This window comes from Bacteroides gallinarum DSM 18171 = JCM 13658 (assembly GCF_000374365.1).
GTDB classification, from domain to species: Bacteria; Bacteroidota; Bacteroidia; order Bacteroidales; family Bacteroidaceae; genus Bacteroides; species Bacteroides gallinarum.
In genome coordinates this window covers 16,102-39,178 of the sequence record NZ_KB894155.1, presented here as the reverse complement: position 1 = coordinate 39,178, position 23,077 = coordinate 16,102, and the positions used below count along the sequence as shown (strand labels likewise).

18 protein-coding genes are annotated in these 23,077 nt (G+C 46.2%); 3 read left to right on the top strand and 15 right to left on the bottom strand.

What is annotated here, in order from left to right; all coding sequences use genetic code 11:
* Positions 1 to 340 precede the first annotated feature (340 nt).
* From C233_RS0117450 to C233_RS0117380, 15 genes are all read right to left on the bottom strand, one after another.
* Entirely contained in the window at positions 341 to 691 is a 351-nt protein-coding gene (locus C233_RS0117450) for a PqqD family peptide modification chaperone (protein ID WP_018668836.1), read from the bottom strand.
* Positions 692 to 719: 28 nt separating this feature from the next.
* On the bottom strand, positions 720 to 2,108 hold the full coding sequence (locus C233_RS0117445; protein WP_018668835.1) for an MFS transporter: 1,389 nt from the start codon (positions 2,106 to 2,108) through the stop codon (positions 720 to 722).
* Positions 2,109 to 2,279: 171 nt separating this feature from the next.
* Complete coding sequence (gene secG / locus C233_RS0117440) at positions 2,280 to 2,675, bottom strand: preprotein translocase subunit SecG (RefSeq protein WP_025069077.1); 396 nt, start codon at positions 2,673 to 2,675, stop codon at positions 2,280 to 2,282.
* Between the two features lie 4 nt (positions 2,676 to 2,679).
* The gene (locus C233_RS0117435; RefSeq protein ID WP_025069076.1) at positions 2,680 to 3,558 is read right to left on the bottom strand and encodes a hypothetical protein; all 879 of its coding nucleotides are present in this window, start codon (positions 3,556 to 3,558) and stop codon (positions 2,680 to 2,682) included.
* A 7-nt stretch (positions 3,559 to 3,565) separates the two neighbouring features.
* Positions 3,566 to 4,090, bottom strand: coding sequence for an LptE family protein (locus C233_RS0117430; RefSeq protein WP_018668832.1), 525 nt, complete (start codon positions 4,088 to 4,090; stop codon positions 3,566 to 3,568).
* Entirely contained in the window at positions 4,077 to 5,330 is a 1,254-nt protein-coding gene (locus C233_RS0117425; RefSeq protein WP_018668831.1) for a sigma-54 interaction domain-containing protein, read from the bottom strand. The genes C233_RS0117430 and C233_RS0117425 overlap by 14 nt, the downstream gene beginning before the upstream one ends.
* Before the next feature lies 1 nt (position 5,331).
* Complete coding sequence (gene pdxA, locus C233_RS0117420; protein WP_018668830.1) at positions 5,332 to 6,429, bottom strand: 4-hydroxythreonine-4-phosphate dehydrogenase PdxA; 1,098 nt, start codon at positions 6,427 to 6,429, stop codon at positions 5,332 to 5,334.
* A 2-nt stretch (positions 6,430 to 6,431) separates the two neighbouring features.
* Positions 6,432 to 7,493, bottom strand: a complete 1,062-nt coding sequence (locus C233_RS0117415) for a DUF4837 family protein (RefSeq protein ID WP_018668829.1) — start codon at positions 7,491 to 7,493, stop codon at positions 6,432 to 6,434.
* A gap of 69 nt (positions 7,494 to 7,562) precedes the next feature.
* A complete protein-coding gene (gene rlmN / locus C233_RS0117410; protein ID WP_025069075.1) occupies positions 7,563 to 8,600 on the bottom strand; it encodes a dual-specificity RNA methyltransferase RlmN in 1,038 nt (345 codons plus the stop codon).
* 213 nt (positions 8,601 to 8,813) lie between these two features.
* Positions 8,814 to 10,952, bottom strand: a complete 2,139-nt coding sequence (locus C233_RS0117405; protein WP_018668827.1) for a peptidylprolyl isomerase — start codon at positions 10,950 to 10,952, stop codon at positions 8,814 to 8,816.
* A gap of 123 nt (positions 10,953 to 11,075) precedes the next feature.
* Positions 11,076 to 12,332, bottom strand: coding sequence for a hemolysin family protein (locus tag C233_RS0117400; RefSeq protein ID WP_018668826.1), 1,257 nt, complete (start codon positions 12,330 to 12,332; stop codon positions 11,076 to 11,078).
* Positions 12,333 to 12,336: 4 nt separating this feature from the next.
* Positions 12,337 to 12,963 (bottom strand): LPS export ABC transporter periplasmic protein LptC, encoded by a 627-nt coding sequence (gene lptC / locus C233_RS0117395; protein ID WP_025069074.1) that lies wholly within the window; start codon positions 12,961 to 12,963, stop codon positions 12,337 to 12,339.
* A 4-nt stretch (positions 12,964 to 12,967) separates the two neighbouring features.
* Positions 12,968 to 14,287 (bottom strand): tetratricopeptide repeat protein, encoded by a 1,320-nt coding sequence (locus C233_RS0117390; protein ID WP_025069073.1) that lies wholly within the window; start codon positions 14,285 to 14,287, stop codon positions 12,968 to 12,970.
* A 48-nt stretch (positions 14,288 to 14,335) separates the two neighbouring features.
* Complete coding sequence (gene bamG / locus C233_RS0117385) at positions 14,336 to 15,598, bottom strand: BamG family beta-barrel-assembly machinery protein (RefSeq protein WP_025069072.1); 1,263 nt, start codon at positions 15,596 to 15,598, stop codon at positions 14,336 to 14,338.
* Positions 15,585 to 16,316 carry a type III pantothenate kinase gene (locus C233_RS0117380; protein WP_018668822.1) on the bottom strand — a complete coding sequence of 244 codons (732 nt, stop codon included), beginning with the start codon at positions 16,314 to 16,316 and terminating at the stop codon, positions 15,585 to 15,587. The genes bamG and C233_RS0117380 overlap by 14 nt, the downstream gene beginning before the upstream one ends.
* Before the next feature lie 424 nt (positions 16,317 to 16,740).
* Between C233_RS0117380 and lnb the strand changes: the two genes are divergently transcribed.
* The 3 genes from lnb to secA all read left to right on the top strand — a co-directional run bounded on the left by lnb (position 16,741) and on the right by secA (position 23,071).
* On the top strand, positions 16,741 to 17,958 hold the full coding sequence (gene lnb / locus C233_RS0117375; protein WP_018668821.1) for a lipoprotein N-acyltransferase Lnb: 1,218 nt from the start codon (positions 16,741 to 16,743) through the stop codon (positions 17,956 to 17,958).
* Positions 17,955 to 19,523, top strand: a complete 1,569-nt coding sequence (locus tag C233_RS0117370; protein WP_018668820.1) for an alkaline phosphatase family protein — start codon at positions 17,955 to 17,957, stop codon at positions 19,521 to 19,523. The genes lnb and C233_RS0117370 overlap by 4 nt, the downstream gene beginning before the upstream one ends.
* A 251-nt stretch (positions 19,524 to 19,774) precedes the next feature.
* Positions 19,775 to 23,071: a preprotein translocase subunit SecA gene (gene secA / locus C233_RS0117365; RefSeq protein WP_018668819.1), complete on the top strand. Its 3,297-nt coding sequence runs from the start codon at positions 19,775 to 19,777 to the stop codon at positions 23,069 to 23,071.
* The last annotated feature ends 6 nt before the right edge of the window (positions 23,072 to 23,077 follow it).

The window sequence follows — 23,077 nt, the reverse complement described above, 5'->3', positions numbered from 1 at the left end:
TGAAGCCTGCCAAGCTCACTCTCATTAAAACTCTTGCGATATTTTTCCAGAATATCAAATTCTGTAAAGCCCAAAGTAGGGTGAATTTCTGAAATATTTTGTATCTTAGCCATATCTTAGTTGAGGTATTTCCCCCGTTTGGGCCGTCAAACCTTGTTTGCGGGGGAATACCTAAAGATACAAAAAAGCCAACTAATTCGCAATACTTTAAGTATGAATTAGTTGGCTAATTTTATTCTATTTACTGAATGTCCCTGAAAGTTAAAAGTTGAGAGTTGAAAGTTCGGTTGCGCTATAATGGTGGCATGGAAACTTTCAACTCTCAACTTTTTTTCAACTCTCAACTTTTAACTTTCAACTGAATAAACCCGTCTTTCTGCAACTGCGTGATGTAGGTTGCGACACGGGAAGGATAATTATCTTCGTCCCGGAAGTGCCCGGCAAGCAGGTCGATTATCTCCTGTACAGTCCGCTGCCCGTCTATCAAACGCCACACGACAGTACCGTGTTCTTCCAGCTTCACATGGATATCGGAGGACATGCCTTTCGGCAGTAACAAACGGCGCATCCAGTCGTATTTAAACCGGGGGAAGGAAAGTACTGCGTACTCCCCTTCCCATTCGGTAGTAATGTGTCCGCATTGAACGGGAACAGCATCCAGCAGGTTTACTTTTCCTTTGGGTGTTTCCATGTTTCAACCGTTTTATACCGGGACGAACTTATTTTTGTATATTGGCCTTTTCCAGACCGTAACCTTTCTTTTTATCCTCTGCCTTCAGCAACAGCGACACAACCAAGGCGAGTACGCCGAACACTGCAAAGACAGCCATAGGCAATGTATAGTCGTAAGTCTGCACACCGTCCACTACCGGACCTTTGCAATAGGAGTTCAGAATCCAGCCAATCAACAGGGGAACGCCCATTAAGCCCCAGTTCTGCACCCAGAATATCAACGCATACGCCGTACCTAACTGCTTTTCCGGGATAATTTTAGGAACCGAAGGCCACATGGCCGAAGGAACCAGCGAGAAGGCAAACCCCAGTATAATCATAATGATAGTGGCAAACCACCATACGTTCAGAATAGGAAGTGCAAACATGGTATGTACGAATATCAGCATTACAGCGCCGAGCACCATAAGGGTAGCTCCCTTACCGATACGGTCGTACAACGAGCCGAAAAGCGGGGTCAATATGATTGCCCCAATCGGCAATAGTCCGGGTATTGTTCCTGCCAGCGTCGGAGCAACATCGTATTTCTGCACCATTAAGTCGGCTGCGTACTTGATGAACGGGAATACGGCGGAATAGAACAGCACACATAAGAGGGCAATCAGCCAGAATCCCTTATTGGTAATGATAAAGACGACGTCTTTCATGCGGAACGGTTCTTCCGGCTCAACTCCCTGGGCATCGAGCGAGGCATCCAGCTTTTTATCATAGAAGGTATAAATGAAGAATGCAACCGTACCTACGCACAACATTATCAGGCAGAAAAGAATCGGTGCGGGGATATTGGTATGGAATGCACCCGCTTCGTCCGTATAGCCGAATAAATCTGCCACCGGCACTGTCAACACCATAGCCAGCGTGGTTCCGATACGTGCCGTAGCCATTTCAAGCCCCATAGCCAAAGCCATTTCTTTTCCTTTGAACCACTTTACGATAATCTTGGAAACGGTAATACCGGCTATTTCCACACCGACACCGAAGATTGCATATCCCAGTGCCGCCAGAGCTACCTGCATCTTAAACCCTAAAATCAGCAAATCTTCCGGGAAAGTGGCAGAGATTGCGTAGTATTTCAATCCACAACCGAACACCATTAACAGACAAGCTCCCATTCCGGTGAAACGTACTCCCATTTTATCCAGGATGATACCGCCGAAAATCAGCATCAGCAGGAATACATTGAACCAACCGTAGGCGCTCGTAAAGAACCCGTAATCCAAACTATCCCAAAGCAGTTCTTTCTCGAGCATCGGTTTCAGCGGAGACATCACATCCGTGAGGAAATAGCCGCATAACATTGTGAAAGCGACCAGGGCAAGAACGCTCCAACGTAATGTCTTGGAGTCGTTCAGTTTCTGTTTAATTTGTTCTGTCATTTTATTTTTTATTTAATCCAAGTTATATTTCAGTAGCAATAGATTGTCCTCTTCGTTACCGGCACTGATAAATCATATAAAAAAACAAGCGAAACCACTCATTCTAATCATAGAATTCATGGTTTCGCTTTATTTCTTAAACTCGCAAGTCACTTGCTTCTTTCCTCAATATCAGTTGTTGTCGGCAGGTTCTGCGGCATCAGTAGCCGGAGCAGTCGTTGCAGGAGCTGTCGTAGCGGGTTGCTCGGCCTGCGGAGCAGTCGTACCTACGGGCATATTATACGGATTTGTCTTTTCTTCTTGTTGTGCCTGCTCCAGAATTACATCGCCGCCCTTATTGGAAACGGAAGGAATTACGTAGGCGGAAGCAACACTCATCACCACCAAAAATACGGCGAGTCCCCATGTTGCCTTTTCCAGAAAGTCGGTAGTCTTGCGTACACCCATGATTTGATTGGATGATGAGAAGCCCGAAGCCAGACCGCCGCCCTTGGAATTCTGAATCAACACAATGAAACACATCAGCACGGATGCAATCACCATTAAGATAACTAATAATAAGTACATTTTGTTATTTCGATTTAGCGTTAATAATCAATTTCTCTAAGAATCTTATTTGGTCTGCAAAGTAAGCATTTTTTTTTGGATAATTCAAGCTTAATTTTTTAATAATTTCAAGTGCTTTATCATATCTATGCTGTTTAATGTAGATTTTAGCTAAAGTTTCTGTAAAACAGCTGTCGTCTATGCCGTCTTCCACGGGTACTTCTTCCTCCGTTTCGTCCTCTCCGGAAAGGGATGCCTCATCTTCCGGAAGGAGTGCCGGGGTATGTTCTTTTTCTCCAAGGGGTATTTTTGCTTCCTCGGAAGGCTCCGCTTTTTCTACCGGAAGCTCCGGTTCTTCTTCAAGAGATACCGGTCTTTCAGGCACGGACAACTCCGCCGCCTCGCTCCTACGGATAAATCCGTCTATCAGTTCGTGTCCGCGCAGTTTAGGGACTTCCTGCCCGCCGGCAGTTTCCGAACCGGACTGCCCGTTATCTTGCAACAGATAGGTAGTATAGTCCATTGTATAATCCAGCTCGGTGGCTTGCGAATGTTCCTCGGGAACGGTCGCAAGGAAAGCGTCTATCAACGAAAGCGTACGGTCTACACTGGGTTCTTCTTCCAGCACTTTGGAGGAAAGCAAAGACGATTTCCGGGATTTCAGCGTATAGCGGTCGCCTTCTATCAGATAGAACAGGACGCGTCTGTCTGCCACATACAGCACGGCTTTACGCAGTTCCGCACCGAATGTAATGTCGTGCAGCAGATAGAGGTTCTTGAGGTATAACAACCGGAGCGACTGGAAATAAGGATAACGCGCCACCAATGTACGGAGCTCGTACAAGGTGTCCTTATTCAACATTTCAGGATGCTGTATCCATTGTTGCAGATGAACGGAAGTCATTCTTCGATTACCAGTTAGCTACGGTTGAGTTGAATATTTGTTCTGTGATATCTTTTATCATCTTGCTTATCAAGTCGTCCTGCACGTCGGTCAGCAGCAAAGACGAATCGTAAGTCTGGAAGGCGGAGAACTGCTGTTCAAAGTCTTCCTCGTGGTTGGTATTGTTTACATAACGCACATTGACGGTCATGGTCAGCTTTACTTTAGAAGAATAACCGTCGGCGGCAACAGCCTCGTTATACTGGTTATAGCCGGTTATCTCGCCGTCTATTTCCAAATCGCCGTTGGCATTCACCAGTTGCAGACGTGTCTGCTGGATAAACATATCCTTAAGTTTCTGGTTGAACTCCGTAGTCATAGGGGCGTACACATATTCGGCACGGTTAGGAAATTCGGCAATCGTGATTGTCTTGACTTTGCTGTAATCGATAGAGCTAATCGGAGCGAGTCCTATGGAAACCCGGCAGGAATATACCACGCACACCAGCCCTACTACTGCCACGAACAATGTTGTCTTTTTAATCCAATTCATATTCTTTTATCTTTCTGTATAGCGTGCGCTCCGAAATGTTCAAATCCTTAGCTGCACTCTTGCGTTTTCCGTGGTGTTTTTCAAGTGCTTTGCGTATCATCTCTTTCTCCACTTCGTCCAGTGAAAGGGATTCTTCCACATATTCTTCCGTATCTTGAATATCATCGTCCATTTCGGGGGACGGCTTTACGGAAGGGCGTATTATGGTAGGCACTCTCGAAGCGGGCACGGAGGCGACTACTCCGGAAGCAGGTGTGTAGTAGGCGGCAGATGTAACGGCCTGATTTCCCACAGCCGCCCGTTCGGCCATAATCTCGTGCACCAGCTTTTTCAGCTCTGTAACATCCTGGCGCATATCAAAAAGTACCTGGTACAGGATTTCGCGCTCGCTCTCAAAGCTCTTGCTTTCACTCTTTACGCCGAACAGGGCGGGCAAACGTTGTGCGTTATTCTGTTCGGGCAGATAGTTCTTCAATATGGCAGCATTGATTTCGCGGTTGGTTTCAATAATGGAAACCTGTTCCGTTATATTCTTCAACTGGCGCACGTTACCAGGCCACGAATAGGCCAGCAGCATTTGCTTGGCGTCTTCGGTCAGTTGAATGGCGGGCATACGGTACTTTTCGGCAAAGTCCGACGCAAACTTGCGGAACAACAATACGACGTCCTCTCCGCGCTCGCGCAAAGCAGGAACCTGGATAGGAACCGTATTGAGACGGTAGTAGAGGTCTTCGCGGAAACGTCCGTCGGCAATCGCCTGTGCCAGATTTACGTTGGTAGCAGCTACGATACGGACATTCGTCTTTTCTACTTTGGACGAACCGACTTTGATAAATTCTCCCGTTTCGAGTACACGAAGCAGACGCGCCTGCGTAGGCATAGGAAGCTCGCCTACCTCATCCAAGAAAATCGTTCCGCCGTCCGCCTCGCCAAAGTAACCTTTCCGTTCGCCGATAGCACCGGTAAAAGCGCCTTTCTCATGCCCGAAAAGTTCCGAATCGATTGTTCCCTCGGGGATAGCACCGCAATTTACGGCAATATATTGCCCGTGCTTCCTCCGGCTGTACTGGTGGATAATCTGCGGGAAGCTTTCCTTACCCACACCACTCTCCCCGGTAATCAGCACCGACAAATCGGTAGGAGCTACCTGAATGGCAATATCAATGGCACGCATCAGCGCCTCATTATTACCGATAATACCAAAACGTAATTTTACTTGTTGTATTTCCGCTTTCGTCATACTACAAATCTTCTTCTACACTGTCGAGTTTCAGTTTGTCGCTGTCGTCACGTCTTTCATAATACTGTTTCCGCAGGGGATTGGCATGTGCCTCTTTCTCGCGCAAACGGTTACGGTACACATCGATTGCCACATAAACGGCCTGGCGGAAGGAGTCTTCGGATGCAAGCCCTTTTCCGGCAATGTCATAAGCCGTGCCATGGGCAGGGGAAGTACGCACTACCGGAAGCCCGGCAGTATAGTTCACGCCTTCGTCCATTGCCAACGCCTTGAACGGGGCGAGTCCCTGGTCGTGATACATTGCTAGTACGCCGTCAAAATGGGTGAGGTTACCGGAACCCATAAAGCCGTCGGCCGGATAAGGACCGTAACATAACATACCTTTTTCCGTCAGTTCTTTAATGGCAGGGATGATTATTTCCTGTTCCTCCGTACCCAACAAGCCTTCATCGCCGGCATGCGGATTCAACGAAAGCACGGCAATACGCGGCGCTCCGATACCGAAATCCTGCTTCAACGAACGGCTAAAGATAACCAATTTTTCCTGTATCAGTTCTTTAGTAAGAGTAGACGCAATCTCCCGTACAGGGATATGCCCCGTCACCAATGCTACACGGAAATCGTCTTTCATCAGAATCATCAAGGCCTTTCCGCCATTGCCCAGCTTCTCCTCGATATACTCCGTATGCCCGGGAAAAGAGAATTCCTCCGACTGGATAGTGTGTTTGTTAATAGGTGCAGTGACAATGACGTCAATCAGACCGGCCTTGTATTCCTCAATCGCCTTTTCCAAAGCGCCGAGGGCGGCTTTACCCGCTTCAAGGTCAGGTTTAGAGAACTCAACCTTCACTTCATCGTCCGTACAATTCACGATGCTCAAGCGGTTAGGCGCTGCTTCGGATGCCGAATTGACAATGCTGAAATTCGTCGGCAAGTCCAGCGATTTGCGATGATAGGCAGCCACTTTAGGCGAACCGTAAACAATCGGAGTACATAACTCCAGCATCGTAGGGTCTGAAAAGGTTTTCAAAATTACTTCATACCCTACTCCGTTTATATCTCCCTGAGTTATGCCGACTCTTATCTTGTTATCTTCCATTCTTATTTTTCTGTTTTAGTAGAATCTTCTTTTGTTACCCCTAAAGGTATTTCACTTCCATTCGGTTGCTTGCTTCCCGGCAATTTCAACGTATAGAGCGATGCCTCCATTTGGCGCACCAGATTACGTTTCATCTTATCGGGCGAATATATAAATATTTCAGATACGATAATACGCTGATTGGCTTTATCCAGACGGGCATGGGACACATACGGGCCACCCATGAAGTCGCCTTTCACGCGCCATAAGCCACGGGCTTCCAAAGCATATTCGCCTTGTACGCTGATAGGACGTACATCCGTCATCAGTGAATCGGTTTCCATGTACATACCTTCCTTCGCACCGGGAATATTGACTTTCATCACCGAATCGCGCTTCTGTACAAAGTACTCTTTAGTAAATGTGTCCTTGTCTGTATAAGGGTAAGAGTAGATAATGAAATTCTGGTCGCCGGTAGCAGCATTCGTACCTGCCCAGAAGAAGTTCTCTCCCTGCTTGGTAGAAGTCAGCTCGCTCGGTACCCATACGTCGCAATCAAACATGCTTTTCACTTTCGTCGATATATAGTCGCTATGAGCAGTTTCCAGCACGGCAATCTGGCGATTCATCTCGGCGTGGGTAAAGAAGTCGATGATGACTTGCTTGTTTTCCGTAACAAACTGTTGGAAAGTAGCCTCGTCCGGCGCTTGTATGGTAAGGATGCTCTGCGGATAGGCATATACATCTTTGGCATACTTGAACTTGGGCTGTGTGTACAAGTCCTTGTTCACTTCAACGATGATAATATTGCGGATTAACTTCAATGTGGCATCATAATTTGAAGGAGAAGTGTACATAATGCGGAACGAGCGCTCCGATTGGGGCAATCCCGGCACATCCGAATCGAGTACATCATAGAGGGCACGACCGGCAGGACGTTCCCACAATCCCGGCTCCACCACGACCAAAATTTCATACGCCCGACCACTGGATGTCGGAGTAAACACACCCTTCTTGCCGTTACCGCACGCAGAAAAGAGTGCGAGTATCAGGGCCATACTCAAATAAAACAGGTGTTTCTTCATATATCTATCTTTTTTAATTTCTACAAAACTACGAAAAAGCCCTATAAGCTTGACGCCAAAGTTAATAATTTATATTAATTCTTCTTTATTCTCTTCTTGTTTGGCGGTCGAAAGCATACCGCAAGCAGCAAATATATCCTCGCCACGGGAAGCTCGGATAGTAGTGAATAATCCGTGCGACGTCAGATAGTCGCGAAATGCTGTCATCGTTTCCATATCGGCGCCTTCCAACCGGACTCCCGGAATAGCGTGAAAACGAATCAGATTGATACGGCATTCCAAACCGCGCAACAGCTTCAGCAGCTCCTTGGCATATAGCAGTGAATCGTTCACTCCTTTAAAAACAATATATTCGAAAGATAGTCTGCGCTGTTTGCTAAAATCATAGTTTCTTAACAGTTCTACAATCTCGGTAATGGAAAAGGCCTTCTCGGCAGGCATCAGCTCGCGCCGTTGTAAGGACACGGGCGAATGCAGGCTGATTGCCAAATGGCAGTCCGACTCTTCGATAAAGCGTTGTAACCCTTTACGCAATCCTACGGAAGAAAGCGTAATCCGCTTCGGGCTCCAGCCGTAACCGTAAGAAGCCGTCATCACTTCCAATGCTTTCAGCACTTCATCGAGGTTGTCCAGAGGTTCTCCCATACCCATCATTACCACATTGGTAAGCTTATCCCGTTCGGGCAGGGAATTTATCTGGTTGATTATCTGGTTGGCAGTCAGATTGGCAGTGACCCCTTGTTTGCCTGTCATGCAAAACTTGCAATTCATCTTACAACCCACCTGGGAAGATACGCATAGCGTCGCCCTATCCTCATCCGGAATATAGACAGCTTCCACATAGTGTCCTTCTCCCGCACGATAGAGGTATTTCACCGTACCGTCTATCGACCGCATGGCATCTACCGGAGCTTCGCCTCCCACCTCATATATATCTTTCAGCAGCTCCCGGTGTTTCAACGACAAGTTCGTCATTTCATCAATGGAAGTTACTTTCTTATCATATAGCCACGAAGCAATCTGTTTAGCTGCGAATCCGGGCATTCCCAGATTTTTCACTACTGCTTGCAACTCGGTTAGCGTAAGACCTAAAAGAGGTTGTTTCATTCTAATTGTACATTTACGATAAAACGTGAAGCCGGTTCGCCGCAAAGAGCAGAAAGTCTCTCATAGCGTTTTCTTCTCTGCGAAATTTTGTGTTCCCTGCGCTGAACCGATGAATTATCCTTTGCAAAGGTAGGAATAAAGTTGCACAAAATAAAAAAGCCGCCCGACATTTATCGGACGGCTTTCCAAGTATTATAGATTCATTCCATTTTCTTAGAAGTACAGGTAACGATTATCTTTCACGTCTGCATTCAAGTACAAATCGTTGATAAACTGATTTGCCATACGTGCATGCATACTTTCCAATGTAGCTTCTTCCGTTTCCTGATTATAAGTTTCGTTCAGTTTTTCCTTAGCATAGGGTTGAAGAACGAATACTCCGCCCTTACCCTTGATAGGAGCGCTCAATTTATTCAACTCGGCAATCGAGGCATAAGCACCCACCAGCGGTTCGCTGCTACGCAATACCGGCACATAAGCCGGAGCTGCGAAAGTAACGTGTTTAACAGAATCGCTGACGGCATTTGCCATATTCTTATACTGGTCGAAAGAAGTCGCACCGGCTGCTTTCATGTCGGCCATAATCTTTTCGGCTTTCTTGTCACGGAGAATTTCGCTTCTCAACTGTTCTTTTACCATAGCCAACGGACGGTAACCCTCCGGTACGATGCTTGTAACGGCTACTACCATCATATGGTCGCTTTCACCGCACTCATACAACCCCGAAACTTCACCCGCTTTTGCTGCGAATGCCCATCTCAAAGCCTCTTTTGTTCCTTTCACACCGCCGATACCATGTTCCGAGCTATACAGGTCGGTTCTATCCAACAGTCTGTAACCGGCATCTTCTGCATTGGCAACCAGCTTGTCCAACGTATTGTTGGTGGCGATGAACTGGCTGAAATCATTGTATGCCTTGCTATAAGTTTCTTTGCTGAATTCAACCGGGCGTTTGATTACGGCCACTTTATATTTATCCTTTACCGCTTTCTTACCCGTTACTTGCAGGATAACGTTCGCTTGTCCCAAAGCAAGGTTAGTCAACTCATTCTGACCTAAAGTAGTAATGGCGGTAATATACTTCAAATTGTCGCCGTCTACCTGGGCGCCTTCATAGTTAGCAGAAGAAATCCACGTCTGCTCACCCGTCTGGCCATATTTCTTAGCAATCTCTGCAAAATCAGCACCACCCTTGATAGCCGTATAAATACTATCGGCCAGCGTTTTGGTCTTGGCAGCATCTTCTGCAACAACCTGAATCTGACGATACTGGATAGAGTCGGCCATAGCAGCAGTAGCCAGCTTCTTGAAAGAGTTGATTGTATTGTCCGATGCATTATAGTAAGGACCGTACACACCGCCTACCTTCACAGAATCCAAACGGGCAACGACATCAGAAGGCAGTGCCTTTTCCGTATAATACAGGTCTACATACTGCTGGGTAGAACCGGTCGAACGGATGAAGTTTGCATAATCGGAAGGATTTTCGGACAACTGTGCAGTATATTCTTCCACTTCTTTCTGGATATCGGCCTTGTCTTCCGGGCTTGCAGTAACCTGTACATCGATATATTTGATGTTACGAGTTTCTACATATTGTCTGAACTGTTCTTTCTTCTTGTCGTAAGCCTCTTTCAGGTCGGATTCCTTAATGACGATTGTAGAGTCTACAATAGAAGAATAAGGAACGGCAGCCAGCAACAGGTCGGACTGGTCTACACGCGCATTGAAAGCGTCCTCTGCCTCTACCGGATTAGAGAACAGGGATTTCGTAATCAAGGCCTGGTATTTTTCTTGCAAGCGTGCCTGCACGAGCGATTTCTCGACGAAAGCCCAGAACTTGTACATAGAATCGTAATATTCCGCATATTGAGCCGGCAACTGTGCCTTGTTCATCTTAGAGTAGTCTACCAGGAACTTCTTCAACATATCTTTATCAAAAGCACCGGTCTGCGGGTTGCGGAACGGCGTCTGCTGCAACATCGGGTGCGTACCGGCATCGATAATAGCCTGAAGTTCCGCTTTGGAAACGGTCAAACCCAGCTTCTTCGCTTCGTTCTCAATCAATTTATTGTTTACGTATGCTCTCCATACTTCGTCTTTGATTTGGTTGGTTTGTTCATCGCTCAATGCGTTCATGCCACTGGAGAATTTTACGACTTCCGTATATTCCTCTACCAATGCCTGAAAATCCTGAGCGGAAATCGTTTCCCCGTTCACTTCACCTACATCTTGCGACTGGTGCGGCTGAAGTACTTTCCACGCGTCTCCCGCGATGAAGGCAAACAGCGCCAAACCAATAACAATCACCAATAAGGGCCCTTTAGACCGAATGTTTTGTAATGTTGCCATTTTAGTTAATATGAATTACTTGTTTATTATTATTTTCTTTTCAATGTTCATTTTAGCGCACGAAGATACAAAAAATGCTAATACGCATCTATTTATTCTTTAAAAATTTACGCTGAAACGAAATTATTCCATGACTTTCAATCGTACCAGCTCTATTTTAGTGGCAGTCACCTTTATTATCTTGAATTGATATCCGTCGACAGTTATCACCTCGTGCAGCTTCGGAAAGCTCTGGTAACGGCTCAGAATCAATCCGCCTATCGTAAGGTATTCATCCGATTCCGGAAGTTCGAGATTGAAAGTTTCGTTTACTTTCTCTATCTCAAGACGTGCGGACAACACATACTCGTGTTCGCCTATTTGCTTACACACATAAGAGGTATTATCGTGCTCGTCCTCGATATCTCCGAATATTTCTTCTACCAAGTCTTCCAAAGAAACGATGCCGGATGTACCGCCGAACTCATCTACAACGACGGCAATCGTCTTTTTCTGCTGCATAAAGAGTTTCATCAGCCTATGCGCTGCCATTGTTTCGGGTACAATAGGAACTTCCTTGACATTATTTCTCCAATCCGCAGGGTTCCTGAACATCTCGGATGAATGGATGTAGCCGATTACGTTGTCTATATTCCCGTCGTACACAATAATCTTGGAGATACCCGACTCTACAAACAGGCTTTTCAAATCCTCAAGCGAGGTTGTCGTATCCACCGCCACCACTTCCGTACGGGGCACAATGCAGTCGCGTATCTTTATATTCGAAAAATCGAGTGCGTTCTGAAATATTTTCACTTCTGCATCCAGTTCCTCCTCATTGGCAGCATTCTCTATGCCCGACTGCACAAAATAGTCCAAATCGACTTTACCGAACGCTTTTTCGGACGCTTCCTTATTTATCTTCATACCGAACAGGCGTAAGAAAAGATAAGACAACCCGGAAGCGAACTTGGACACAGGGAACAAAACGACATAACAAATAAACAAGGGAACTGCAAATACCCGCAGCATCAGGTTCGGGTCAATCTTGAACAAAGTTTTGGGGAGGAATTCTCCCGTTACAAGAATAATGAGCGTGGATATGACGGTCTGTACCAGCACCATAACAAAATGATTGTCGATAGCGCCTGCCAGCAGGTGTACTTCGATAATCTGAGCCATAAGGATACCGTAGATAACCAGTGCTATGTTATTTCCCACCAGCATCGTGGAAATAAAATTGTTCGGGTTACGGAAGAAGCAAGAAAGTATGCCCGACGTAACGCCCGGTTTCCGCTCCATTTCAAAACGGAGTTTGTCTACGGAAACAAAAGCAATCTCCATGCCGGAAAAGAAAGCGGAGAAAGCCATGGTTATCAACAAGTAAATAATAGTATCCATTATATCATTCGATGCTGTCTGTTCTCAATGTATCAGAAGGCGCGGTGCTATCCTCGTCCACATAGAAGATACCCTCCGTCTTGAAGAAACGGTATTTCGTCAATTGTTCATTCGATTCAAAACCGATAGCGTAGATTATCTGGTCGGGCTGCTCTATACGCACTCTTCTGTCGGAATATACGCGCTGTTTGTTCTGGTCCCAATACAACAACTCCGTATCGAATTTCTCGCCTTTCAAGTTCTGTATATGCACATTTCCTATCAGTTTCCACAATTTGCTCTTATCATAATAATAAGCGGTATCGGACTTGATACTGGCCTCCGTATGAAATACGGAATCGAACTTTTCCAGGTAAATACCTTTCTCGAATGCCCAATAAGAAGGCGATTTCCGGTCGTAAATCAGCCACTCCGCCGTATTGATACGATAACGGGTAATACCCGAATCGGAAATCAGCGTCGTCACCCCTTTGGTATCCATAACCGGCAACGAATCGCGTTCGGTAATGGCAGCTCCCATTTCTTTTTTCCGTCCGGAACAGGAAGAAAATAAAAGAAGCATAACCATTACCCCAAGGGCAATGGTTATGCTCATATTCTTATGTCTGACAACGTTCGGTTGTAGCGACATATTCTTATCTAATGGTTGTAGACTCACCAATCCAACCGCCAATCGTAATACGGTCACCGGCCTTATAACCCAACATAAAGAGGTCTTTAGCCTGCGGAGTATGGCGTGCATACGTTGAAATCAATTCGTTTACTTTATCCGTAACGCTCGGGTCTACCGCTTTAGCGCGTTGCAATTTGTCGATAACTACGTAGTAAGTACATCTGTTCAAAGCTGGTTCGTCGCTCCAATTGGGGTTCGACCCATACATTTGCGCCAACAGAATATAGGGTTCACCGTAGCTTTCGTTATAGCTGATAGCTTTCTGGGCATAAGTTCTTGCCTGAGACAATTTCTTTGCCTGCCACAAAGCGGCAGCAGTAGCATAGGCCATTTCGGACTTTTTCGCATTGTCTGTTTCCATACCCAATGCTTCGTCGAAATACTTCACAGCAGTATCATAATCACCTTTCTTATAATACATATATGCCACACCTACTGCAGCGTCGGCAGTCGGATTAATACGGTACAAATAGTCGGAAGCTTTGAAGTATGCCTCGTTTTCATTGCACTTCATCATTTTCAGGACAGTGATAGTCTTTTTCAGGAAAGCAGAATCGGATTTGTTTTCCTCAACTTTCGGACCGTAAATATTCTGCAAGGATTCGCAATCGGCCACGCCGCTGTTTACGAACATAGCTACCAAATTATCCTTGATTGTTTGCAGGACAGTCTTTTTCTTAGGATTATCTTCAGCGGCAATAGCGTCATCGGCATACTGCGAAGCATTGATATAATCCTGGAAGAACTGGTCTGTATGATTAGAGTCGGCTTTTACTTTCTGCATGGACACATCAATGAAATAATGCAGCACGGCACCGTCAGATTCGCCTTTAGCGGTTTCGGCAGACTCTTTCAGCCATGCATAAGCCTGATTCAAGTCCGGAGCCGGTGAATATTGCAAATAATCCACTGCCTTCGTACCCAATGCAGAAGCGACACTCGGCACACCCTTCATTTTTGTAGCGAACTCAGGGATGTACTTCATCTTCTGGTCGTGTACCGCCATCAGTTCATCAAACAGTTTCTTATACTCTGCAGAGTTACGGTCCTTTATCTGGCTCATCAGACCTACAAGGATTTTTTGTGCATCGGTGTAAGTGTAATATCTCAGTGTCGGACAGTCTTTCAGAACCTCCATACAAGGAGCATAGGCATCCTTATAATTCTTCGCTCTTACTGCCTCATGTGAAATACTACTATTGGCATTACAATCACTTTGTGCGAAAGTGCTGGTTACTCCACCCGAAAGGAGCAAAACAGCGACAAGCGTTTTAATTTTCATTGTATTTAAATTTTTAGTTGTTATATTGTCTATTCTCACCATTCACCGTTAATCGACTTTCCGTTTAAAGAACCAGCGTTCATTAAAGGTTACCCCTACACAAATACGCAATGTGTTTTCATTCAGGAATGCAGCGGTTTTACCTTCGGTTCTTACATACTGTGCCGAAAGGCTCAACACGGAGCGCGTACGTGGAATAGGAAGTCCAAAACCCGCAGTCACTCCATATTCATTGGCAGCACGCATGCCATTTATTTTGTAATAGGGCTGGGAATAATAAGCTCCCAAACGATATTTTACATGTGCAAAATAGCTCCTTCCCAATGGGTTCGGAAGATATTCAGCGCCTACGGCTATCTTCGTACGGTTACAAAAAGCATCCTTCGCGTTCATATAAGTAACCGAGCTCCATTTCTGGAAAGTAAAGTCAGCACCTACCGTAAGACGATTGTCGTACACATAACTCAGACCTACGCCGAAACTCATCGGGCTGCCGAAAGTAGCGACCGTATCCCTGCTATTTACGGTAGCTCCCGTATTACTGTCTCCTAACTGGTCCTGCACATACGAATCGTTACCTAAATTGTGTCCCGGTGAGAACACCGCCCCCAGTGTAAATTCATGCTTTTTACCGAACAGTTGCGTATACTGTACTCCAAAATCCAGCTTATAGCTCTGTATCGACGTACCGGTTGTCGTAGTCAATGGCAAAGTAGACGAATTACTCGGGAATGTCAAAGCTCTCGTATGCGTTATATCTCCCCAAAGATACGAAATGTTCGCACCAACGGAAAGATTTTTAAATATTTTAAATCCTGCTCCCAAATATAACTGGTGTAAGCCTCCGTCCCCATAGTATTGCAATGCACTAGACTGGGTCGGATACTCCGTATCTTCCCGATACTCCGCCATGCTATATCCTACATTTGAATAAGGCAGCAATCCCAAACTCATGGCCGCCCATTTACCCAGGCGAAATTGCATCGTAATGTAGTCGAAACTGGAATTCTTGGCATTCTGTTTCACCGTGCCGTTACTGAAGTTCGTGTTTTGCAGGGAAACGCCGCCATCAAAAATAAATGTAAGCGAATCTATCGCCGTATAGGATGCCGGATTTGCGAAATTAACCTGGTATTTATCCCGTAATCCGTATGCAATACCACCCATGGCCTTGCTGTTACCCGAACCTTGGTCTGCTAATTGTCCGTATCCGTATCGTGTATAGGGAGAGTTCGTATTATTTTGAGCGATTGCCGCCCCGGACAATATCAGTAGCAAGAACACCAAGAGTGTTTGTCTATATCCTATCATTATTATAGTTTAAAATTCTATTTAATCCTTTCAACACTAAAAATCTGTCTGCAAAGATGCCACTTTTTAAGTTTGTATCAAAAGAAAAATCATCGCCGCCCGTTAAAAAAACCAAAAGTTCAGGATATTTATGCTTCATAGCCATTATGTAACCTGTGATTTCATATTCCAGTCCTTTCAGCACTCCTTCACGTATAGCAGTCTCGGTATCCTTACCCAATGGCAGGCGACGTCCCTCGCGGGATATCAATGGAAGCCTTCCCGTAAACTCATGGAGTGCCTTGAAGCGCATTTGCACCCCCGGCGAAATGTTTCCGCCATGATAACGACCGGCAGCATCGACGAATTCGTAAGTGATACAAGTACCAGCATCTATCACCAGCATATTCTTTCCGGGAAATTGTTCATAAGCCCCCACCACAGCCGCCATACGGTCATATCCCAACGTCCGGGGAGTTTCATAAAGATTTTCTACCGGAAGCGGTGTTTTTTCGTTCAGCCAGAGCACCGGAACAGGCAGGCGTGCCAATTGTGCCAACACCTTTTCATTCAAGTCGATAACAGTAGCTACGATTGCCTTTCCGACCGTATATTTTGCATAGATATCCGGCAGAGACTCAAGCGTTTGATTGGAATCATAGAACACTTCTACAATATCCTTATCTTTAAACACCGCTATCTTTGCAACGGTATTGCCTATATCGATAATAAGATTCATTCCGCATATATTTAAAGCGGGGCAAAGATAGTACTTTTTTCAATTGTTTTACATGTGTATTACACTAAGTTTACAGGTTTTCCCTTATATATAACCACGCATAAATCTCAGGCTCGCCCGTATGCACACATTATCTTTTCTTTTTCTCTCGAAAAATCGCCGGCATTATTATAAAAGGGTATCTCCCCCTGCATGTACGGCGATTTTCATAGAACTTGAAAGAAGTTTCCCACCACAGTGAAAACCCATTATGATGTACATCAAAAAACAGTTTGGATATAGTGCGAAAAGGAACGGAATGCAGATGTAAAAAAGACAAAAGGAGTACCTGCAATAATTGCCGTTTTAAGATTTAAAGCGTATCTTTGTAACGAATTACAAGATACGACTCCGTTTCAAATCAGTGATAATAAAAAAAAGACAAATGAAATTATCTTCACCGGCTTCCTGCTTATTTATTTTTCTTCTCCTCTGCCTGCCTTTCGCTACCGTGCAGGCACAAGAACAAAAAAGAGAGACTCCGGATTCCATACGCATCAGCCTGCTGACATGCGCTTCGGGTGAAGAAATATACTCCCTTTTCGGACATACCGCCATACGATATGAGAACTATACGCGCGGCATCGACGCCGTATTCAATTACGGCATCTTCAACTTCAACGCACCGAACTTCATTCTTCGTTTCGCTTTGGGTGAAACGGATTACCAGTTGGGCGCCAACAATTACGAACGTTTTGCTGCAGAATATTACTATCTGGAACGCGATGTCTGGCAACAAGAGCTGAACCTCACCCCACAGGAAAAAGAGAAACTGATAGCCTTGCTCCAAGAAAACTATCGCCCCGAAAACCGGGTATATCGCTACAATTTCTTTTACGACAACTGCGCCACCCGTCCACGCGACTTAATAGAGAAATCCATCGAGGGTACTTTAGAATACGCCGATAACATGACCGACACCAATACCGGCACTTCTTTCCGCGATTTACTTCACAAATACAGTGAAGGACATCCCTGGTCGCGTTTCGGCATGGATTTATGCATGGGTAGCCAGGCCGACAAAATCATCAACCGCAGACTGATGATGTTCGTCCCTTTCTATGTGCAAGAGTATTTCAACAAAGCCCGAATCATAGATAAAGAAGGGCAAACACGCCCCCTGGTACTGAATGAAGAAAAAATAGTAATAACCGGAAGCGGTGAAACAGACCGGGTATCCGAAGGATTCACACCGATGCAAGCTGCTTTACTATTATTTATACTGATAGCCGCCATTACCATTTACGGTATACGCCGAAGAAAGACATTTTGGGGAATCGACCTCGTACTATTTTTCGCAGCCGGAGTAGCAGGATACATTCTGGCATTCCTCGCCTTGTTTTCCCAGCATCCGGCTGTCAGTCCTAATTATCTGCTGTTCGTTTTCCACCCGTTTCATCTTTTTTGCCTGCCATGCATGTTAAATAAAGTACGGAAAAGAAAAAGAAGCCGCTATATGCTGGCAAACTTTATAGTTTTAACACTTTTTATATTGCTTTGGCTCGTAATACCGCAAAGATTTCCATTAGCAGTATTACCTTTGGCACTTTGTTTGCTGATACGTTCTGCAAGCAACCTAATTCTCACATACAATAAGATATGAAGAAAGGACTGATTACTTCCATACTCGCACTGACATTCGGCAGCTTGCAAGCCCAGCCGCTGCCGCCCTCTCCGAAACTGGTGGTAATGCTGACGATAGACCAACTGCGTACGGACTATATGGAAGCATTCTCGTCATTATATGGAGAAAAGGGCTTTAAACGACTGTTGCGGGAAGGTAAAGTCTTTCGCCAGGCAGAGTACCCCTTTAATGTTGCCGACCGTGCCTCGGCCATTGCCGCCCTCTACACGGGTACTACACCGTCCATGAACGGTATCATAGCCGAACGTTGGTTCGACCCGGCAACCCTGCGCCCGAGAAACTGTGTGGATGACTCTGCTTTCATGGGTAACTACACCGACCAAAATACCGCCCCCACGCAACTGTTGACCTCCACATTTGCCGATGAACTTAAGATAGCTACCAAAAACGCCGCACTGGTATATTCTATCGCTCCTTTCCGCGACGCTGCCATCCTTTCGGCAGGACATAGCGGCAACGGCGCTTTCTGGCTGAACCATAAAACCGGTAAATGGTGCGGTACAACCTACTACGGCGAATATCCCTGGTGGCTTAGCCAATACAACGACCGCCAATCGCCCGACTTCCGCATCAAGGAAATAGAGTGGAACCCTCTCCACCCTATCACGAGCTATACATTCCTCCCAGAATGGCGGACTATCCCCTTCAAATATAAATTTGAAACGGAAAAGGATAATAAATTCCGCCGGCTGATAACCAGTCCGCTCATTAATGACGAAGTGAATCTCGTAACGGAAGATTTACTGGACAAAAGCAATATCGGCAAGGACGAAACGACCGACCTATTAGCCATTACCTACTATGCCGGTAACTATAATCATCGCAGTACGCAAGAGTGCGCCATGGAAATGCAAGACACCTACGCCCGTTTAGACCGAAGCATCGCCAACCTGCTGGATATGCTGGAGCGCAAAGTAGGCCTGCAACATGTACTGCTGTGCATCGCCTCTACCGGATATACCGACCCGGACGGAGCCGATATAGGCATCTACCGCATCCCCGGAGGAGAATTTTATCTGAACCGCTGCGCTACCTTGCTGAATATGTATCTGATGGCAACTTACGGAACCGGGCAATACGTAGAAGGATTTTATAACCAACAAATATATCTCAATCATAAACTGATAGAAGACAAGCAGTTGAGTCTTGCCCAAGTACAGGAAAAATCAGCAGAATTTCTGGTACAGTTCAGTGGAGTAAACAAAGTATATTCTGCTTACCACCTACTTTTGGGCTCCTGGTCGCCGCAAATAGACCGTATACGCAACGGCTTCCACCGCCGCCGTTCCGGTGACCTGATTATCGAAGTACTGCCTGGGTGGACTGTCATGCACGAGAACAGCAATGACAATCGTGTGGTACGCGCCGCCGTTACCCCCTCCCCCCTCATTCTGCTCGGCAAAGGTATAAAACCGGAAATTATCCGCATCCCTGTCTGTGTAGACCGCGTCGCCCCTACCCTATCGAGTGCGATGCGCATCCGTGCTCCCAATGCCTGTACAGCCACACCGCTCGATTATTGATAAAGGTTCACCACAGGGGTCACAGAATACCACTGAGTTTTTTATTGAACTCCGCGAGTATCCGCCTTTCGGAAGAGACCATTTTCACCAATGAAAAAACTCTGTGAGACTCTGCATCCTTTGCAGTGAACTCCCCCAATTATCCAAGCCCTTTTAAAATAATCAGTGCAACCTTACATTATCTATTACAAAATCAGTAACTTTGCACGCCATATAAACATATAGTAAATAATAACAAAAACATATACATAATGGGATTTAATGAAATTTTAAGCTCGATTTTCGGCAACAAAGCCACCCGCGACATGAAAGAAATAAAGCCGTGGGTAGACAAAGTCAAAGCCGCTTACCCGGAAATAGCCGCACTCGACAATGACGCACTGCGTGCTAAGACCGAGGAACTGAAGACATATATCCGCAACTCCGCCGCAGAACAACGTGCCAAAGTGGAAGAACTGAAAGCAAGCGTTGAAAGCATCGAACTGGAAGAACGGGAAGAAGTTTTTGCACAAATAGACAAAATAGAAAAAGAAATACTGGATATTTACGAAAAAGCATTGGACGAAGTGTTGCCGGTTGCATTCTCTATCGTAAAGGAAACAGCCAAACGCTTCTCCGAAAACGAAGAAATCGTAGTCACAGCTACGGAATTCGACCGTCACCTGGCCGCTACCAAAGATTTCGTGCGCATCGAAGGCGACAAGGCCATTTATCAGAATCACTGGGTAGCCGGCGGTAATGATACGGTATGGAACATGGTACACTACGATGTACAGTTGTTCGGCGGTGTAGTACTGCACAAAGGTAAGATTGCAGAAATGGCAACCGGTGAAGGAAAGACCTTGGTGGCCACCTTGCCGGTATTCCTCAATGCACTGACCGGAAACGGCGTACACGTGGTAACTGTGAATGACTACCTGGCAAAACGCGACTCCGAATGGATGGGACCGCTTTATATGTTCCACGGTTTGAGTGTGGATTGCATAGACAAACACCAGCCCAACTCCGATGCCCGCCGCCAAGCCTACCTTGCAGACATCACCTTCGGTACGAACAATGAATTCGGCTTCGACTACCTGCGCGACAATATGGCTATCAGCCCGAAAGACCTTGTACAGCGCCAGCACAACTATGCCATTGTCGATGAGGTCGACTCGGTATTAATCGACGATGCCCGTACTCCGTTGATTATCTCCGGCCCGGTTCCCAAAGGCGACGACCAGCTTTTCGAACAACTCCGCCCGCAAGTGGAACGTCTGGTAGAAGCACAGAAGAAACTGGCTACGCAATACCTTGCCGATGCCAAGCGCCTGATAGCCTCGAACGACAAGAAAGAACAGGAAGAAGGTTTCCTTGCCCTATACCGCAGCCACAAATGCCTACCGAAAAACAAGGCATTGATTAAGTTCCTCAGTGAGCAAGGCATTAAAGCCGGTATGCTCAAGACCGAGGAAATCTACATGGAACAGAACAACAAGCGTATGCACGAGGTTACCGACCCGCTGTATTTCGTTATCGACGAGAAGCTGAACAGTGTAGACCTGACCGACAAAGGCGTAGATTTGATTAGCGGCAATTCCGAAGACCCCACATTCTTCGTACTGCCCGACATCACCGCCCAACTCTCCGAGCTGGAGAATGAAAAAGACCTGACGGATGAACAACGTCTCGAAAAGAAAGATGCCCTGATGACGAACTTTGCCATTAAGAGCGAACGTGTACATACTATCAACCAGTTGCTGAAAGCCTACACCATGTTCGAGAAAGACGATGAATATGTAGTAATCGACGGCCAGGTGAAGATTGTAGACGAACAAACCGGACGTATCATGGAAGGCCGCCGCTACTCCGACGGCTTGCATCAGGCTATCGAAGCCAAAGAAGGTGTAAAAGTGGAAGCCGCCACCCAGACCTTCGCCACGATAACTCTACAGAACTACTTCCGTATGTATCACAAACTGTCCGGTATGACCGGTACTGCCGAAACGGAAGCAGGCGAATTCTGGGACATCTACAAACTGGATGTAGTCGTTATCCCGACCAACCGTCCCATTGCCCGTAACGATATGAACGACCGCGTTTACAAAACAAAACGCGAAAAGTATAAAGCCGTTATCGAAGAGATAGAAAAAATGGTAGAAGCCGGACGTCCCGTTCTGGTAGGTACCACTTCCGTTGAAATCTCCGAGATGTTGAGCAAAATGCTGACCATGCGCAAGATTGAGCACAACGTATTGAATGCGAAACTGCACCAGAAAGAAGCCGACATCGTAGCCAAAGCCGGTTTAAGTTGTGCCGTAACCATTGCCACCAACATGGCAGGCCGTGGTACCGACATCAAGCTGAGTCCGGAAGTAAAGGCGGCAGGCGGTCTTGCCATTATCGGAACGGAGCGTCACGAGTCACGCCGTGTAGACCGTCAGTTGCGCGGTCGTGCCGGACGTCAGGGCGACCCCGGTTCATCCGTATTCTTCGTTTCCCTGGAAGACGACCTGATGCGTCTGTTCTCCTCCGACCGCATTGCCAGTGTAATGGACAAACTCGGTTTCAAGGAAGGAGAAATGATTGAGCACGGCATGATTTCCAAGTCCATTGAACGTGCACAAAAGAAAGTGGAAGAAAACAACTTCGGCATCCGTAAACGCCTGTTGGAATACGATGACGTTATGAACAAACAACGTACCGTAGTTTACACCAAACGCCGCCACGCCTTAATGGGCGAACGTATCGGCATGGATATCGTAAACATGATTTGGGACCGCTGCGCCAACGCTATCGAAACTCCCACTTATGAAGATTGCAAAATGGACCTGCTCCAGACACTTGCCATGGAAACACCGTTCACAGAAGAAGAATTCCGTAACGAGAAGAAAGAAAAGTTGGCCGACAAGGCCTTTGATGCCGCTATGGAACTTTTCAAGCGCAAGACCGAACGCATGGCACAGATTGCCTACCCGGTTATCAAGCAAGTTTATGAGAACCAGGGGCATATGTACGAAAACATCCTGATACCTATCACGGACGGTAAACGTATGTACAACATCTCCTGTAACCTGAAAGCCGCTTACGAAAGCGAATGCAAAGAAGTGGTAAAGTCATTCGAGAAGTCTATCCTGCTGCATGTTATCGACGAAGCATGGAAAGAGAACCTGCGCGAGCTGGACGAGCTGAAACACTCCGTACAGAATGCCAGCTACGAACAAAAAGACCCGTTGCTGATATACAAGCTGGAATCTGTAAATCTGTTCGACACCATGGTAGACAAAATAAACAACCAGACAGTTTCTATCCTGATGCGCGGGCAAATCCCGGTACAGGAACCGCAGGAAGTGCGCCAGGCTGCTCCTGAGCAACGGCAGGATTTAAGCAAATACCGCGAACAAAAGCAAGATTTGAACGACCCTCATCAACAAGCCGCCGCTCACCAGGACACCCGTGAGCAGCAGAAGCGTGAACCGATTCGTGTCGAAAAGACGGTAGGACGCAACGACCCTTGCCCTTGCGGAAGTGGCAAAAAATATAAAAACTGCCACGGCAAGAATGCATGATAATAA

Bases quoted from the DNA above. Each gene is read 5' to 3' on its own strand.
- C233_RS0117400 (WP_018668826.1), bottom strand. From the start codon at position 12,332: ATGGATACTATTATTTACTTGTTGATAACCATGGCTTTCTCCGCTTTC.
- C233_RS0117435 (WP_025069076.1), bottom strand. From the start codon at position 3,558: ATGACTTCCGTTCATCTGCAACAATGGATACAGCATCCTGAAATGTTG.
- secA (WP_018668819.1), top strand. From the start codon at position 19,775: ATGGGATTTAATGAAATTTTAAGCTCGATTTTCGGCAACAAAGCCACC.
- C233_RS0117405 (WP_018668827.1), bottom strand. From the start codon at position 10,952: ATGGCAACATTACAAAACATTCGGTCTAAAGGGCCCTTATTGGTGATT.
- lnb (WP_018668821.1), top strand. From the start codon at position 16,741: ATGAAATTATCTTCACCGGCTTCCTGCTTATTTATTTTTCTTCTCCTC.
- lptC (WP_025069074.1), bottom strand. From the start codon at position 12,963: ATGTCGCTACAACCGAACGTTGTCAGACATAAGAATATGAGCATAACC.
- C233_RS0117430 (WP_018668832.1), bottom strand. From the start codon at position 4,090: ATGAATTGGATTAAAAAGACAACATTGTTCGTGGCAGTAGTAGGGCTG.
- C233_RS0117390 (WP_025069073.1), bottom strand. From the start codon at position 14,287: ATGAAAATTAAAACGCTTGTCGCTGTTTTGCTCCTTTCGGGTGGAGTA.
- C233_RS0117370 (WP_018668820.1), top strand. From the start codon at position 17,955: ATGAAGAAAGGACTGATTACTTCCATACTCGCACTGACATTCGGCAGC.
- secG (WP_025069077.1), bottom strand. From the start codon at position 2,675: ATGTACTTATTATTAGTTATCTTAATGGTGATTGCATCCGTGCTGATG.
- rlmN (WP_025069075.1), bottom strand. From the start codon at position 8,600: ATGAAACAACCTCTTTTAGGTCTTACGCTAACCGAGTTGCAAGCAGTA.
- C233_RS0117445 (WP_018668835.1), bottom strand. From the start codon at position 2,108: ATGACAGAACAAATTAAACAGAAACTGAACGACTCCAAGACATTACGT.
- bamG (WP_025069072.1), bottom strand. From the start codon at position 15,598: ATGATAGGATATAGACAAACACTCTTGGTGTTCTTGCTACTGATATTG.
- C233_RS0117380 (WP_018668822.1), bottom strand. From the start codon at position 16,316: ATGAATCTTATTATCGATATAGGCAATACCGTTGCAAAGATAGCGGTG.
- C233_RS0117415 (WP_018668829.1), bottom strand. From the start codon at position 7,493: ATGAAGAAACACCTGTTTTATTTGAGTATGGCCCTGATACTCGCACTC.
- pdxA (WP_018668830.1), bottom strand. From the start codon at position 6,429: ATGGAAGATAACAAGATAAGAGTCGGCATAACTCAGGGAGATATAAAC.
- C233_RS0117425 (WP_018668831.1), bottom strand. From the start codon at position 5,330: ATGACGAAAGCGGAAATACAACAAGTAAAATTACGTTTTGGTATTATC.
- C233_RS0117450 (WP_018668836.1), bottom strand. From the start codon at position 691: ATGGAAACACCCAAAGGAAAAGTAAACCTGCTGGATGCTGTTCCCGTT.